The 15,751-nt window shown below is 50.0% G+C and carries 16 protein-coding genes, 1 rRNA gene and 1 other annotated feature; of the genes, 7 read left to right on the top strand and 10 right to left on the bottom strand.

What is annotated here, in order from left to right; translation table 11 throughout:
- The first annotated feature begins 25 nt into the window (after positions 1–25).
- Positions 26–751 carry a thiol:disulfide interchange protein DsbA/DsbL gene (locus J9260_RS00175; RefSeq protein WP_210219060.1) on the top strand — a complete coding sequence of 242 codons (726 nt, stop codon included), beginning with the start codon at positions 26–28 and terminating at the stop codon, positions 749–751.
- Between the two features lie 21 nt (positions 752–772).
- Entirely contained in the window at positions 773–1,417 is a 645-nt protein-coding gene (gene coq7, locus J9260_RS00170; protein ID WP_210219059.1) for a 2-polyprenyl-3-methyl-6-methoxy-1,4-benzoquinone monooxygenase, read from the top strand.
- Here the strand turns inward: coq7 and lipB are convergent.
- From lipB to ppa, 8 genes are all read right to left on the bottom strand, one after another.
- Positions 1,414–2,079 carry a lipoyl(octanoyl) transferase LipB gene (lipB, locus tag J9260_RS00165; RefSeq protein WP_281419406.1) on the bottom strand — a complete coding sequence of 222 codons (666 nt, stop codon included), beginning with the start codon at positions 2,077–2,079 and terminating at the stop codon, positions 1,414–1,416. The two genes, coq7 and lipB, sit on opposite strands and share 4 nt — an antisense overlap.
- Complete coding sequence (locus tag J9260_RS00160; RefSeq protein ID WP_210219058.1) at positions 2,067–2,396, bottom strand: YbeD family protein; 330 nt, start codon at positions 2,394–2,396, stop codon at positions 2,067–2,069. The genes lipB and J9260_RS00160 overlap by 13 nt, the downstream gene beginning before the upstream one ends.
- Positions 2,368–3,633, bottom strand: a complete 1,266-nt coding sequence (locus tag J9260_RS00155; RefSeq protein ID WP_210219057.1) for a D-alanyl-D-alanine carboxypeptidase family protein — start codon at positions 3,631–3,633, stop codon at positions 2,368–2,370. Before J9260_RS00155 ends, J9260_RS00160 begins: the two co-directional genes overlap by 29 nt.
- A 64-nt stretch (positions 3,634–3,697) precedes the next feature.
- Positions 3,698–4,582 carry a septal ring lytic transglycosylase RlpA family protein gene (locus tag J9260_RS00150; RefSeq protein WP_246499540.1) on the bottom strand — a complete coding sequence of 295 codons (885 nt, stop codon included), beginning with the start codon at positions 4,580–4,582 and terminating at the stop codon, positions 3,698–3,700.
- Between the two features lie 74 nt (positions 4,583–4,656).
- A complete protein-coding gene (mltB, locus tag J9260_RS00145) occupies positions 4,657–5,835 on the bottom strand; it encodes a lytic murein transglycosylase B (protein WP_210219056.1) in 1,179 nt (392 codons plus the stop codon).
- A gap of 38 nt (positions 5,836–5,873) precedes the next feature.
- Positions 5,874–6,986 carry a rod shape-determining protein RodA gene (gene rodA, locus J9260_RS00140; RefSeq protein ID WP_210219055.1) on the bottom strand — a complete coding sequence of 371 codons (1,113 nt, stop codon included), beginning with the start codon at positions 6,984–6,986 and terminating at the stop codon, positions 5,874–5,876.
- On the bottom strand, positions 6,979–8,922 hold the full coding sequence (gene mrdA, locus J9260_RS00135) for a penicillin-binding protein 2 (RefSeq protein ID WP_210219054.1): 1,944 nt from the start codon (positions 8,920–8,922) through the stop codon (positions 6,979–6,981). The genes rodA and mrdA overlap by 8 nt, the downstream gene beginning before the upstream one ends.
- A 108-nt stretch (positions 8,923–9,030) precedes the next feature.
- The gene (gene ppa, locus J9260_RS00130) at positions 9,031–9,567 is read right to left on the bottom strand and encodes an inorganic diphosphatase (RefSeq protein WP_210219053.1); all 537 of its coding nucleotides are present in this window, start codon (positions 9,565–9,567) and stop codon (positions 9,031–9,033) included.
- Positions 9,568–9,668: 101 nt separating this feature from the next.
- On the opposite strand from ppa, the gene J9260_RS00125 reads away from it, so the two are divergent.
- Positions 9,669–10,244 (top strand): DUF2058 family protein, encoded by a 576-nt coding sequence (locus J9260_RS00125; protein WP_210219052.1) that lies wholly within the window; start codon positions 9,669–9,671, stop codon positions 10,242–10,244.
- On the opposite strand, the gene rsmI is transcribed toward J9260_RS00125, so the two are convergent.
- Positions 10,241–11,095 (bottom strand): 16S rRNA (cytidine(1402)-2'-O)-methyltransferase, encoded by an 855-nt coding sequence (gene rsmI, locus J9260_RS00120; RefSeq protein WP_210219051.1) that lies wholly within the window; start codon positions 11,093–11,095, stop codon positions 10,241–10,243. The two genes, J9260_RS00125 and rsmI, sit on opposite strands and share 4 nt — an antisense overlap.
- Before the next feature lie 134 nt (positions 11,096–11,229).
- On the opposite strand from rsmI, the gene J9260_RS00115 reads away from it, so the two are divergent.
- From J9260_RS00115 to argA, 4 genes are read left to right on the top strand one after another with little or no spacing between them, the layout of a single operon-like run.
- Positions 11,230–12,741 (top strand): penicillin-binding protein activator, encoded by a 1,512-nt coding sequence (locus J9260_RS00115; RefSeq protein ID WP_246499538.1) that lies wholly within the window; start codon positions 11,230–11,232, stop codon positions 12,739–12,741.
- Positions 12,731–13,096 (top strand): YraN family protein, encoded by a 366-nt coding sequence (locus tag J9260_RS00110; RefSeq protein ID WP_210219050.1) that lies wholly within the window; start codon positions 12,731–12,733, stop codon positions 13,094–13,096. Before J9260_RS00115 ends, J9260_RS00110 begins: the two co-directional genes overlap by 11 nt.
- Before the next feature lie 4 nt (positions 13,097–13,100).
- Positions 13,101–13,697 carry a phosphoheptose isomerase gene (locus tag J9260_RS00105; protein WP_210219049.1) on the top strand — a complete coding sequence of 199 codons (597 nt, stop codon included), beginning with the start codon at positions 13,101–13,103 and terminating at the stop codon, positions 13,695–13,697.
- An 11-nt stretch (positions 13,698–13,708) separates the two neighbouring features.
- On the top strand, positions 13,709–14,989 hold the full coding sequence (argA, locus tag J9260_RS00100; RefSeq protein ID WP_246499536.1) for an amino-acid N-acetyltransferase: 1,281 nt from the start codon (positions 13,709–13,711) through the stop codon (positions 14,987–14,989).
- A 95-nt stretch (positions 14,990–15,084) separates the two neighbouring features.
- Here the strand turns inward: argA and rrf are convergent.
- Positions 15,085–15,200, bottom strand: a 5S ribosomal RNA gene (gene rrf / locus J9260_RS00095).
- A 150-nt stretch (positions 15,201–15,350) separates the two neighbouring features.
- Positions 15,351–15,751 (bottom strand) — a sequence feature (23S ribosomal RNA rRNA prediction is too short).

Raw genomic sequence — 15,751 nt, 5'->3', positions numbered from 1 at the left:
ATAAGAGATCAAGGAGATAGCTAACATGAAATGTGTATTTAATCGCACCTGCGGGATTGTTTTAACCGCGATGCTGGCATTGGCGGGATGTTTTTCAGAGTCCACCCAAGCGGAAGCTGTAAACCAGACGCAAACTACCAAGCCTAGCAATCCTGCTCCGGCTCCAGCACCTGTGCAGGCACAAGCACCGGCAATGGATTTCCGTGAGGGCGTGCATTACACCACTATCGTTCCAGCGATCCCAACGCAAGTACCACAAGGCAAAGTCGAAGTCGTGGAAATGTTCTGGTACGGCTGCCCGCACTGCTACTCGCTCGAACCGACCATTCAACGCTATTTACAGACCAAACCGGAAAATGTAGTTTTTCAACAAGTTCCGGCGACCTTAAGCCCGCGCTGGGCATACCACGCCAAGCTGTTTTATGTCGGCAAAATGCTTGATCCGACTGGTGATAAGCACGTTCACACCAAGATTTTTGAAGCATTGCAAAAACAACGCCGCCAAATCAATAGCGACGATGCCATGATCCGCTTCTTTGGCGAACAAGGTTTTGCCCCTGAACAAGTCACCAAAGCCCTGCAATCTATGGAAATGCAGGCGATGCTGGCGCGTTCTGACGAAGTAGGCAAAGGTTCTAAGGCTGACTCCGTACCCGTCATTATTGTAAATGGCAAATACATGACCAGCCCTAGTAAAGTAGGCAGTGAAGAAACCCTGTTGCAAGTGATAAACTACCTGACCAAGCGGTAAACACCCTAGCAGGAGATGATGATGCGCACACTCAGTTTGCTGGATAAAATTTTAGTTGAAATTGATCAATCGCTGCGCGTTGTTCACGCAACCGCACCCACCACGGAACGCCCTAACCCCGCCGAAGGGGTACAGGAAACCGCGCCGTTGAGCGATGAAGATCGGCAACTGATTAACCGCCTGATGCGCATTAATCACACGGGTGAAGTCTCTGCCCAAGGTTTATACCGAGGGCAAGCCATGACTGCCAACCGCCCGGACATCAAAGCGCAGATGGATCGTGCCGCGATGGAAGAAAACGATCACCTGAACTGGACAGAAAAACGCTTGCACGCACTTGATGGGCGCAAGAGTTTACTCAATCCCTTGTTCTACTGGGGTTCATTCGCGATTGGCGCAGCGGCTGGCAAAATCGGCGATAAATGGAGCTTGGGTTTCGTCAAAGAAACCGAAGATCAGGTCATCAAACACCTCGAAGAACACATCAACCACTTACCCGCACACGCGCTTGCCGACATGGCGATTTTACAAAAGATGAAAGAAGACGAGACCCATCACGGTGATGTAGCAATGCAATCGGGTGGGGCGAAATTGCCATTCCCGGTACGTAAATTGTTAATGCCGCTGATGTCGAAAGTAATGACGAAGAGTGCGTATTACGTTTAATCCTGGCACCAATCTAACGCGGCATACCCCAGTTGTGCCGCGATACACTCGCACAACTCCCCCGCCAGCTCAAACGGTGCTTGATCAATGCCTAAATCACGGCATTGCGTCACCTGCAAGCCCGCATACCCACACGGGTTAATCCGCTGAAACGGTTCTAAATCCATCGCCACATTCAGGCTTAAACCGTGGTAAGTGTAGCCGCGTGTTACCCGCAACCCTAACGCAGCAATTTTACTACCCTGCACGTAAACGCCCGGTGCTTCACGATCACCTTGCGCGGTAATCCCGTAACGTGCCAGCAAGGTAATGATGGATTGCTCAATTCCCATCACCAATTCGCGCACCCCAAGGGCTTTACGGCGAATATCCAGCAATAGATAAACCACTAACTGCCCCGGCCCGTGATAAGTCACCTGCCCACCACGATCAATCGGCACGACCGGAATATCGCCCGGTGCGAGCACGTGCTCAGGCTTACCGTTACGCCCCAAGGTGAACACCGGCAAATGCTGTACCAACCACAGCTCATCGACCGTAGTGGCGGTGCGCTCACGGGTAAAATCCTGCATTTGCTGTAATACCGGCAAATAAGCTTGCTGCCCTAAAACCCGCACGCGCAACGTTGTTTCAGGTACAAACGATGCGGTTACAACGCCCACAACACCAGCTCACAGGCTTTCAGATCCTGATAAACTGCGTCAATTTGCGTTTTGCTGACCGCGCGAATATTCACGGTCAGACTCTGGTATTTCCCGGCGGAACTGTCACGGCATTGTAAGCGCGTTTCCGCACTAAACTCGTTATCGTGGCGACAGACAATTTCACAAATCTGCACATGCAAATCACCGCTCGCACGCCCCACCACTTTGATAGGAAAATCGCACGGAAACTCTAAAATTAAAGTTTCATCTTGCCCAAAACGTTCTACATCACTCACGTTGTATTCCTCAATCGGCAAAGATTTTTTGTACGCCATCCACCATGCCGCGCCACCAGCCGCCTTCCTCGACATCATCCAGTGCCAGTAACGGGGATTCTTTAACCACCTTGCCGGATGTTTTATCCATAATTAAAATCTTACCCAAAACATCGCCGCGTTTGATCGGCGCATCCACGCCCTTATCCAGTTGCATCTTGCCATCCAACTGATCGTAAGAACCTTTGGTAATGCTTACAAATAAGTCAGAGGTAATGCCTGCGGGCACTTCAGACACATCGCCCTTCCAAATCCGCACATCGGCTAACACCGCACCCGCGTTAAAGAGTTTATGTGCCTCAAAGGTACGGAAACCGTATTCCAGCAGTTTTTGGCTTAATTCCGCACGGCTGTCTTCGCTTTTCGCGCCCAACATCACAGAAATCAACCGCATATTGTCGCGCTTAGCAGAAGCGACTAAACAAAAACCAGCAGACTCTGTGTGCCCGGTTTTCATGCCATCGACACTAGCGTCGCGCCACAGCAACTTATTGCGGTTTTGCTGCTTAATATTGTTGTAGCTAAACTCTTTTTCCGCGTAGAGCTTGTAACGCTCCGGGAATTCGTTAATCAAAGCATTCGCCAGCTTCACAATATCACGCGCGGTGGTGTAATGATCTTTGGCAGGCCAGCCCGTGACATTCACGTATTTGGTGTCATTCATCCCCAGCGTAACAGCCGCTTGATTCATGCGCTGCACGAAAGCATCCTCGCTCCCGGCAATGTGTTCCACCAATGCCATTGCCGCATCATTACCCGACTGGATAATCATGCCGCGCAACAGTTTTTCAAAGGTAATTTTTTTACCCAGCTCCACGAACATGCGCGAGCCTTCCATTTTCCAAGCTTTTTCGCTGATTAACACTTCGTCTTCGAGCTTGACCGTACCCTTACCCAATTCTTGGTAAATAATGTAAGCGGTCATCAACTTGGTAATACTGGCTGGCTCCACCTTCAGACTGGGATTGAGTCCGGCTAATTCCTCACCGCTTTGAAAGTCGACCAACAGGTAACTTTTTGCGTCAATTTCCGGGACACCGGGCGCACGCACCACTACTTCCGGGGGTAAAGCCGGATCATTATAGGGGGCTGTTGAAACTCCCGTAGGCGCACCGTCTTCTGTTGTCGCAGCAGCGGCAGGGGCAGCTTCTTGAGCAGCGGGCTTGGTTTCCGCCATCGCTACGCTGCCACTTAGCAATACTACCAACCATAACGCTTTCAGCATCCTTGTAAACATGGACAGTCCTTTCACATAAACAGGGGTTAATCGAACAAGTACAATAGGGTAGCCGAGACCGCAATTACTGAGCAACTACCTTAAAGGTCGCCAAGCCATTACTTTGCAGGGCATCTTTCACATTATCAATTTGATCTTGATCGTACAACGGACCAATTCTGATCTGATGCACGGTTTTGCCTTTTTCTTGGGCGGTTGCCAGTTCTGTTTTCGACAAGCCTACCGAGGTTAAACGCACAAACATATCAATCGCCGGATTGCGCTCAGGCCACGCCCCCGCAACAATATAATACACTTTGGACTTATTCATCGGGCGTAACGGCTGCTTTTCGCGCTGTAATACCCGAATAGCGGCACTGGAAGTGCGTGAGCCGTCTAAAGAACGTCCATCGCTGCCACTTTCCGCCGCCACTAAATCCGCTGGCAACTGCCCTTTGAACTGCTCTGGCGACAACGCTTCCAACTTTACCGGTGCGCCGTGCTTTTGAGTAATACCCAAGGCATTAGCCGCTGCAAACGACAACTGGATTAAATCGCCACCTTCAAACGGCCCACGGTCATTGATCCGCACAATAATATTTTTACCGTTTTGTTGATGCGTTACCCGCACAAAACTCGGCAGAGGCAAGGTGCGGTGTGCAGCGGAATACGCATACATATCGAACACTTCGCAACCCGCCGTTTCCGTGCCTTGGAATTCCGCGCCGTACCATCCGGCAGTGCCGCTTTCGGTATAACCAGCGGCAGAAGCCATGACCTGATACGATTTGCCTTCAATCGTGTAAGTCGCATCGTTGCCGCACGCACTCCGCGCTTCAAATCCAGAGGCAGGAGCTTTCGCACCGCCTTGCGCATCATCCGTTGTTGAAGGGTTGCTGCCACAGGCCGCCAACCCGATTGCTGCGGAAGCCAACAAAACTCCCGCACGCTGCCATTTTATTGTCATCATCGTTAACCAGCTTTTTTGCCCAAGGAAATGAGGTTGTCCCGCTTAAAACCCCGCAGGACACCCCATGATAATGCTTATAAACCAAACTTACGCTGACGAATCGCCTGTGCCAATTGATGAACCGCCATTGCGTATTTCAAGTTGGCATTGTAACGGGTAATCACGTAAAAATTCTCGCCGCCGACCCAATATTCATCAGTAGAACCTTCCAGCTTCAATAAACTCACCCGCGCTGAATTCAACCCGGCTTGCGGCCTAACACCAGCGTTCGCCAATTCACCCAACGTGCGTGACGGTTTTTTAGGGGTCGTTTCTGCCAAACCCGCACCACCACCGGATACCGCAGCAGGCACTGCCACACCGCCACCGCGTTTCCAGCCATTACGGGCAAAGTAGTTAGCTACACTGGGAATCGCATCCTGCGGATTCCACAAATCGCGCTTACCATCACGATTGCCATCAACGGCGTAATTGCGGTAACTGCTGGAAATGAATTGCCCCAAACCCATTGCCCCTGCGTAAGAGCCATTAAAAATAGCCGGACGCACTTTTTCTTCACGCGACAACAAGAACAGTTGTTCCAATTCCTTGCGGTAGAAATCGCCACGTTTCGGGTAATCAAAACCTAGCGTCGTCAATGCCTGCAATACATTGTGCGCCCCGGTGTTTTTACCGTACTGGGTTTCTACCCCTATAATGGCGACGATATATTCAATATCCACCCCGTATTGACGCGAAGCCGCATCTAATAACGGTGCATGACGATTCCAGAAATCAACCCCGCCACGAATACGCTCTTCCGTCAAAAAAATCGGACGGTAAGCACGCCAACCCTGCCCTTCAGCAGGTGCGCCCACTTTGGTCAAGGCTGCTTGGTCGCGTTTGACCCCGGAAAATGTTTGCTCTAAAAAAGCCACATTGAAGCCGTGTTCACGGTTCATTTTGCCAATGAAATCGCGCAAACCGGGGTAATTAGCGTAATCGCCATGCAAACCGGGGGGATACGTCACCGGCGGTGGCGCAGGAGGAATAGAAGTCGTGGAAGGTGGCGTTGTACGCGGTGGCGCAGGCACAACAGGACGTTGCGGCTGGGACGTTTGCCCACTAGGAACAGCGGGTGGTTGCAACACCCACGGGAATTGCACCGGCCCTTGACCGGGCGCACAAGCCACCAAAGAAAACCCGATTAAAGCACCAACCGCCAAAGAATATGCGGGCTTAAACCACGCACGAGAGCCGTATACGTCACCCATTTCAATCTCCTATTGGCAGAAGCACTAAAAATCCGTTTTCAGCCCTCCTGTTGATAAATCCGCTTGCGCCGCTTCATCCCCATGATAATACCGAACGCCGTCATCAACGTCACCACCGAAGTACCGCCATAACTAAACAACGGTAAAGGCACGCCAACCACAGGGAGCAACCCCGTAACCATCCCGGTATTCACAAACAGATAAAAGAAAAACGTTAAACTTAAACTTCCGGCGAGAAGACGTGCAAAGCTGTCTTCACCTTTGGTAGCAATGTACAAACCACGCCAAATAATAAACACATACAGCGCGATCAATAACACATTACCCGCCAAGCCAAACTCTTCACCGAACACCGCAAAAATAAAGTCAGTATGCTGTTCAGGCAAAAAATCCAAGTGCGACTGATCGCCGTTCAGCCAGCCCTTACCGTAAACCCCACCGGAACCAATCGCAATCTTCGACTGAGAAATGTGGTATCCAGTTCCCAAAATATCCGATTCAGGATTCAATAAGACATCCACACGCTTGCGCTGGTAATCGTGCATCCCAAATTGGTACATCAACGGTGCGGCAATTGACACCAAAGCCACTGCACTACCAATCAGCCACCAAGACATGCCCGCCAGATAAATCACGAAAAACCCGGAAGTCGCAATCAAAATAGAGGTTCCCAAATCCGGTTGTTTCATAATCAACAACATCGGCACAAAAACCAACACCAAGGCCACTACAATATCAATAAAACGCGGCGGCAACGACTTTTCAGAAAAATAATAAGCCACCATCATCGGCACGGCTAACTTCATAATCTCAGCAGGCTGGATGTGCACCCCAACATTCAACCAACGTGTTGCGCCTTTTTTCTCCACACCGATCATTAACACCAAAACCAATAACACCAAACCGCCGGTATATAGCCAAATAGACCATTGCCGTAACGTTTTGCTTTGGATTTGCGAGAAGATCAGCATTAAAGCCAAACCCAGCAAAAAATGGATGCCCTGACGATATACCTGATCAATATTGCCATCACTGGCACTGAACAATGTTACCAATGCCGCAAATGCCAGCAATGACAATGCCGCCAGTAATACCGCATCAACTTTTTGAAAGATTTTAAGCAGCCAGTCCGGTAACAAGTAATTAATCATGCACTTCCTCTTCTTCAGGGACAGCTTCAGGCACGATGGCTTCGCCCTCGACTTCTTCTTCGTTACCGTATTTCTTCAGTAAATACGCATCCATGACTTTACGCGCAATGGGTGCTGCCACACTACCACCGCCACCGGACGCATTTTCCACAATGACCGCTACTGCAATTTTGGGATCATCAACCGGAGCAAAACCTACGAATAACGCATGGTCACGCAAGCGTTTCGCCAAACGCCCCGCGTTATACGTGCCGCCTGCCAAACCGAACACCTGTGCCGTACCGGTTTTACCCGCCATCCGGTAGGCCGCACCCGCGCCTGCTGCACGTGCTGTACCGCCCGGACGCATAACGTTTTCCATACCTTGCACTGTCAAATCCCAAAAGCGCGGTTCTGCCGCCACGTCAGGGAATGGCTCAGGCTTTAACACAGTTTCCTCTTGATTCTTAGCAATGCGCACCCCGCGTAATACGTGCGGTTTCAAGCGTTTACCGTGATTCGCCATAATCGTTGTCGCGTGCGCCAATTGCAGCGGTGTGGATAGCCAATAACCCTGCCCGATCCCGATATTAACCGTGTCTCCCGGATACCAACTGCTTTTATGACGACGCTGCTTCCATTCCTGTGAAGGCATTAAACCTGTCGCCTCAGATGGCAAATCAATGCCAGTACGCTCCCCAAAACCGAAGGTGCGCATAAAAGTTGAAAAACGGTCAATCCCCATACGGTATGCTAAATCGTAGAAAAACGTATCGCACGATTGCGTAATCGCCACCTTCAAGTCCACCGAACCATGCCCACGCTTATTCCAGCATCGAAACACGTGTTTTTGCCCGGATAAACGGAAGAAACCCGGATCATGTACCCGTGAACCCGTGGTAATAACTTTTTCTGCCAACCCTGCGATGCCCACCATCGGCTTAATGGTTGAACCCGGCGGATAAATCCCCTGCAACGCCCGGTTATACAACGGGCGATCAGGGTCATCCCGTAAGCCGACGTAATCTTTATGAGTAATACCGTTAATGAACAAATTTGGGTCAAAAGTTGGCATACTCACCAACGCTAAAATTTCCCCATTGCTAGGATCAATAGCAACAATCGCGCCCTTTTCGTTCTTCAGTAAACGCTCACCCGTCATCTGCAAATTAATGTCTAAGCCAAGGAATAAATCCTGACCACCGACTGGAGCTTTTTCATCCACCAATGCCTGTTGCTTGCCATGCGCATCAACTTCCACCAAGTGATAACCCGCCTGCCCGTGCAAACGCCCCTCGTGGGAAGCCTCTACCCCGGTTTTACCAATGTGGCTGGTTCCCAAATATTCGTTTTTATTGAGGGTTTCCAAGTCGCGCTCATCAATCCGCCCCACGTAACCAATCACATGGCTGGCAATCGTTCCGAGCGGATAATAACGCTCCATGCGCAATTCCAGATTGATGCCGGGAAAACGCGGGCGATGTACTGCAAATTTAGCGACTTCTTCTTCGCTTAAATTTTCTTTGATGGGAATCGGTTGGTACTTAAAACGACGGGCTTGCTGCTTAAAAATACGAATGTCTTTTTCCGTCAGGGTAATCAATGCCCCCAACCGCTCGACAACCGCATCCACATCGTTGAGATTGGTTTTACCGTCTTTATTTTCATCACCGATGCTATCACGCACAATTTCCAGCACGTACTGGATATGACTATCGGCCAACAACGCACCGTTACGGTCGTAAATTTGACCGCGATTAGGCGGGATGGGAATACGCTTTTGGTAATGTTCGCGTGACAATTCCGCGTATTTGCCGTGCTCAACGACTTGCAACTGATAGGCACGCGCAATGATGCCCAGCATAGCAAGCAAAATCAGAATAGCGGCGATAATGACACGGACATTGAACAGTTGTTGCTCATCACGATCCGTCTTGATGGAAAGGCGTTCACCCATGTAACTGTTATAACTGTGGCTAATTAACTGTGCAAATGTCCCAATAGCATTGCTGCGCCTAAAAAGCGCAGCAATCCCAAGAACTCGTCGGCCTAATACCCGAAGGTATTATCCATTATCTTGTTCGTAACGGGTAATGCTGGCGAGAATTTCTGCTTTCGCCTCTTCTGCATCAGCCCAACCATCAACGCGCACCCACTTGCCCGGTTCTAATTCTTTGTAACGCTCAAAGAAGTGCTGAATCTGCTGAATCAACAAGCTTGGTAGCTGGGTGTAAGATTCAATATCACGATAGCCCGATGACAACTTATGTGCAGGTACAGCAACGATTTTAGCATCAATCCCAGATTCATCCGACATTTTCAGCATACCAACCGGGCGCACCGGAATCACGCAACCGTGCATCAACGGTGTCGGACTTACGACTAACACGTCAGTCGGATCGCCGTCTTGCCCCAAGGTATGCGGAATAAACCCATAGTTTGCCGGGTAAAACATTGGTGTGGACATAAAACGGTCAACGTACAATGCTCCGCTGTCCTTATCCAGCTCGTACTTTACCGGCGTGGAAAGGGCTGGGATTTCAATGATAACATTAACGTCATTGGGTACATCCTTCCCAACGGAGATTTTATCAATATTCATGGTTTTCTCTACTTGATGGCTGAAAATCGAAGTATTATACCGCTTGCGCCCGCAAGGCACACCATCCCGCATTGCAACATTTAACACGCATCCCTAAAAATATGGCAAATTCATTTCAAGAACAGCTTCTCAAGGCAGGCTTAGTCACTCAAGAACAAGTCGAGAAGGCTAATCAACCCAAACCCAAGCCTGTGGAAAAAATCCCTAATAAAAATAGGAATACAGCGAAGTCACGACCCAATCCTGTGCCGCGCCCACAAGCAAACCCACAACCTGTCAAAGCAACTAAGCCACCGAAACCCCAGTCAGATCTTGAACAGTTTTACAAAGAGCGGGCGCAACTGGAACGCAACGAACGCGAAGAAACCGAACGTCTCGCCCGCGAACGTGCAGCCCGCAAAAAACAAACCCGCGAACAAGTCCACGCACTTATTCAAGGGCATGTGCAAAACGTGGATGACGCTGAAATTCGTTACAACTTCGTGGTCGGCGACAATATTAAATACGTGTATGTCACCGAAGCACAGCAACAAGCTCTTGCCGACGGTACACTCGCCATTACCTTCCTTGAGGGCAAGCGTTGCCTGATTTCCTCAGAAATCGCCGCGCAATTACTTACCTTAGACCCCGGCAAACTGGTTATTCTTAACCACCCTGACGACACTGCTGCGGCTTAATCCGTCGCATCTTGTTGCTCAAGTGCTTGTCGATACAACTGATTTTTGGGCAAACCTGTCAAACGCGCCGCCACTGCTGCGGCTTGTTTGACGGGCAAAACCTCCAGTAATACCGCAAGCACTTTATCCGCATTCAGCACTGCCAGCGCATCAGCCGATTCGTCGCACACCTTGCCCGCCACCACCACCACAAATTCACCACGCGAGCGGTCAGAATCGGCTGCCATATGCTGTAAAATCTCAGTGGCTGTGCCCCGATAAATGCTTTCATACAACTTGGTTAACTCACGCAGCACCACTATCTGCCGCTCCCCACCGAATACTGCAAGCATATCCTCCAGCAAATCCGCAATGCGGTGGCTGGATTCATAAAATACCAAGGTACGCGATTCCGCCTCCAAACCCGTCAATAACTTACGACGCGACACGGACTTCGCAGGTAAAAAGCCTTCAAAGGCAAAACGATCCGTGGGCAAACCCGCCACTGATAGCGCGGCGATTAAAGCACTTGCCCCCGGCACGGGTACTATTTTGCACCCCGCCGCACCTAGAGCATTCACCAATTTGTAACCGGGGTCACTGATCAGCGGCGTACCGGCATCGCTCACCAATGCCACGTTCATACCTTCCGCTAATTCGCGTTGAATCTGTGCCACCCGACTGGTTTCATTGTGATCATGCAAGCTCTCCAAGGTATTTTGTATCCCAAAATGAGCGAACATCCGCCGGGTCACGCGGGTATCTTCTGCATAAACCTTGCTGACCTCCGCCAAGATACGTAAGGCACGCGCTGTTATGTCTTCAAGGTTGCCGATTGGCGTTGCCACACAATATAAAATGCCTTCTGCCATCGGATACGACCTTCTCTCGTAAAAAACCACCATTTAACGCTAAAAACCACAGTTTTGCATTAAACGTACCAACAGCTATGCTATAGTTTTTCCGCAAAGCCCCCTTTGATAATACGAAACTGGAACGCCAAATTATGCAAACAATGCGTCATAACGGACTTATGAAAAAATCCATTTACGGTGTAATGCTTTCACTCTCGCTGCTGATGCACGGCTGCTCAAACGTCCCAGGCTTAACTGGCGTGACCGACAATAGTGCTATGCCGGGTGACGCATCCATCCAGCAAGCCAATGCTCTACTCAAACAGGGTAAAAAACGTGAAGCTGCTGCCAGTTACTTCAATGCTGCCAGCTCGTACCCGTCACCGCAACGTGAGCGTGTCATTTTACAAGCGGCGGAAATTACCGCATCTATTGGCGATGCCGACCTGACCAATAGTTACCTTGCCCGCGCCCCGCTCAACACCCTTAACGGTGAAAATCAGGGTCGCCATGCGTATGTTTCCGCGCTACTGGCGTTACAACAAAAAAATCCTGATTTAGCTTTGCGATTATTGCCTACCGACATGAATGCGTTATCACCTGCCTTGCGTGAAAAAGTGCAAAACATCCGCAGTCGGGCGCAATCTTCAGGCGGCAAACCTGCTAATGCAGTCAAAGTACAAGCTGCCATGATCCCTACAGCGGTCAATCGTGTAGCCGTATTATTGCCACAATCCGGCGCACTCGGCGGTGTCAGCCAAGATATTATTCAAGGCATTCAAGCCGCACGCAGCGGAATGGGTGGCAGCACCAGCGTTAACCTTTACGATGTCAGTACTGGTGGGGCGGTTGCTCAATATCAAAAGGCCGTGGCGGAAGGTGCAGACGTAATTGTGGGGCCACTGGACAAAGAATCACTGTCGCAACTATTAGCACAGCCACAAATGTTGTCAAAACCGATTTTGAGCCTTAATTACCTGACCAACACCCGTAATATTCCGGGAGCGTTGTACCAATTTGGTTTATTACCCGAAGACGAAGCCCGTGAAGTAGCTAATTTTGCCATCGCACGCGGACAACGTACTGCTGTCATCCTCGCACCCAACTCCGCATGGGGCGAACGGGTTGCAGGTGCATTCCGCGCGGCTTACCAAGGCAAAGGCGGGCAAATTATCGCAAATCAGCAATACGCCGATGCGCCTTCCAGCAGTTACCTGCAAGATGTGCAAAATGCCGTCGGTGCTTCCCAAGGCCGAGCCAGCATGGTGTTTTTAGCAGCGTCGCCTAGCCAAGCACGTTTATTGCGCCCACTATTGGCAGCACAAGCAGCATCATTACCGGTGTACGCCACATCGCACATTTTCTCAGGGCGCACTGACCCTAGCAAAGATGCTGATTTGGATGGGGTTATCTACACAGAAATCCCTTGGGTTATGGAAAGCCTACAAGCAGGTACACTGAATAACTCCACCTACCCACGCATGTTCGCATTAGGGATGGACGCATTCTTGATTGCTAAAAACTTACCCGGCATCGCCAGCAATCCCAGCGCACGAGTCAATGGCAAAACCGGCGACATCAGTTTAGCCGGTAATCGCCAAATTCAGCGTCACCTGCCTTTCGCCACTTTTGCTAACGGCTTACCACGTCCACTTGGACAATAAACCGCAAGCTGCGCACTTACAACGCGGCAGCAATACCGAACAGTTAGCCTGCGAGCATTTGCAGGCTAACGGCTTACGCCTCGTGCAACAAAACTATCGTATTCGCAGCGGCGAAATCGACCTGATTATGCGGGATGGTCACACACTGGTATTTGTGGAAGTTCGCTACCGTAAAACGCAACGTTATGGCGGCGCATTGCAAAGTATTGACCCGCGAAAACAAGCGCGTATCATCCGCACCGCACAACACTACCTCCAGTATCGCGCACCGAATGCACAAGTGCGCTTTGATGTCGTTGCTGTCGAAGGCGACAATGGCATAAACTGGATCAAGAACGCTTTCGACTTGGGCTAAAAACATGACATTACACACGCGCATCCGCCAACATTTTCTCGCCAGCATTGAAACCAAACAAAAAGCTTTAACGCAATTAGAAACGCCGCTGGTCGCAGCAGCACAACGGGTACTCAGCACCTTCAATGCTGGTAATAAAATTCTGAGTTGCGGTAATGGCGGTTCCGCAGGTGATGCGCAACATTTTTCCTCGGAAATGCTCAACCGTTTCGAGAAGGAACGCCAAGGGTTAGCTGCGATTGCGTTAACTACCGATACATCGACCTTGACTTCAATCGCCAATGACTACAGCTATGAACGGATTTTTTCACGTCAAGTCGAAGCTCTTGGACGACCGGGCGATGTCCTATTAGCCATTTCCACCAGCGGCAATTCCGCTAACGTTAACAAAGCGATTGAAGTGGCGCAGCAACGCGGCATGAGCGTCATTGCCCTCAGCGGCAAATCCGGTGGCACGATGCAGGCATTATTAACTACTAATGACATTGAATTGCGCGTCCCCTCAGACAGCACTGCCCGCATTCAAGAAACACACTTGCTATTGATTCACTGCATTTGCGATTTAGTTGACCACTTGTTACTGGGATCAGCTAACGACTAAGGAAATTCACTGTGGAATCCATCACTGCCAGCAATAGCGTTTCTTTTTTCCGCGAAGCCGCTCCGTATATTCACAGTCATCGCGGTAAAACTTTTGTGATTGCTTTCGCAGGCGAGGTCATTGCTTCCAGTCAATTTCGCCAGATTATTCAAGATATTGCGATTATTTCAACGCTAGGTACGCGTATCGTATTAGTACATGGAACCCGTCCACAAATCGACGAACGCCTTGCACGCAATAACCATCCTATACACTTACACAAAGGTATCCGCGTTACCGACGCAAATACCTTGTTAATGGCACAAGAAGCCATTGGTTTTCTACGTATCCGTATCGAAAACCTGTTAACCCACGCACTCAATCAACCGTCATTAACTAATGCTGGTTTAGGCGTGGTTTCAGGAAATTTCATCACCGCACGTCCGCTTGGTATTCATGATGGCATTGACTACGGCTATACCGGCATGGTGCGCAAAATCAATCACACCTTTATTACGCAACAGCTCGATGCAAATAACATCGTGCTGGTATCGCCTATGGGCTACTCCCCAACGGGCGAGGCTTACAACTTGCGTTATGAACAAGTAGCTATTAGCGCGGCAAAAACCCTCAAGGCCGACAAACTGATATTCCTCAGTGATCAACCACTGGATCTTCCTCACGAACTTACCCCTGAGGAAGCGAAAGCCTATTTACCTCAACACGAGCTGCTACCCACTATTATCGAAGCCGTAACTACCGATGTGGAACGCATTCACCTCGTGAACGCTGATACCGACGGTGGATTATTGCTTGAACTATACACTCGCGATGGTGTGGGCAGCATGATTGCAACCGCGCAATTTGAATGTTTACGCGCCGCTACGATCGAAGACATTAGTGGAATTCTTGAATTGATCCGCCCTTTAGAACAACAAGGCACGCTGATTAAACGTTCACGCGAACAACTAGAGCTGGAAATTCATAATTTCCATATCATTACCCGCGACCACGAAGTCATTGCCTGTGTCGCTCTATATGACACAGACACCCCCACCATTGCTGAATTAGCCTGTCTTGCAGTCAATCCACAATACAGGGGTGGCAATCGTGGTGATAAACTTTTACGACATGTTGCGCAACTGGCAAAAACTCAAGGCAAAATCAAGCTATTGGTTTTAACCACACAAACAACGGATTGGTTTCGGGAAAGAGGGTTCGAGAAAGGGGAAATTGCCAACTTACCCAGCAATAAAAAATCGCTATACAACTACCAACGTAACTCACAAGTTCTGTTCAAAACATTAAGCTAACGCATTTGTGGTAATTAACGGAAGCGGATTATCGGAATACTTCGGACAAAAAAAAGCCCCGTCACAAGACTGTGAACGGGGCTTTTCGATTTGGAGCCTGGCGTTGACCTACTCTCACATGGGGAAGCCCCACACTACCATCGGCGATGCACCGTTTCACTTCTGAGTTCGGGATGGGATCAGGTGGTTCCAATGCTCTATAGACACCAGGCAAACTGGCCGGGTTAACGTGAAGCTTCATAAGTGTAAGGACTTTCATCCCCACCGTGGCCTTCACAACCCAATTCGGAAAAATAATCGTGGTTCAACTGTTACTTTACTGACTAAACCGTAAATCCACAAGCAGACCGCTCGGGGTTATAGGATCAAGCCTCACGGGCAATTAGTACTGGTTAGCTACATGCGTTACCGCACTTCCACACCCAGCCTATCAACGTCGTAGTCTCCAACGGCCCTTTAGAACCCTCTAGGGGTTAGGGAGATCTCATCTTGGGAGGGGCTTCCCGCTTAGATGCTTTCAGCGGTTATCCCGTCCGAACATAGCTACCCTGCAATGCCACTGGCGTGACAACAGGAACACCAGAGGTTCGTCCAACCCGGTCCTCTCGTACTAAGGTCAGCTTCCCTCAAATCTCCAACGCCCACGGCAGATAGGGACCGAACTGTCTCACGACGTTCTGAACCCAGCTCGCGTACCGCTTTAAATGGCGAACAGCCATACCCTTGGGACCTGCTTCAGCCCCAGGATGCGATGAGCCGACA

The sequence above is a fragment of the Thiothrix unzii genome, from assembly GCF_017901175.1.
Taxonomy (GTDB): Bacteria; Pseudomonadota; Gammaproteobacteria; order Thiotrichales; family Thiotrichaceae; genus Thiothrix; species Thiothrix unzii.
Note: the sequence above shows the minus strand (reverse complement) of the source record. Positions and strands in the feature narration are given on the sequence as shown.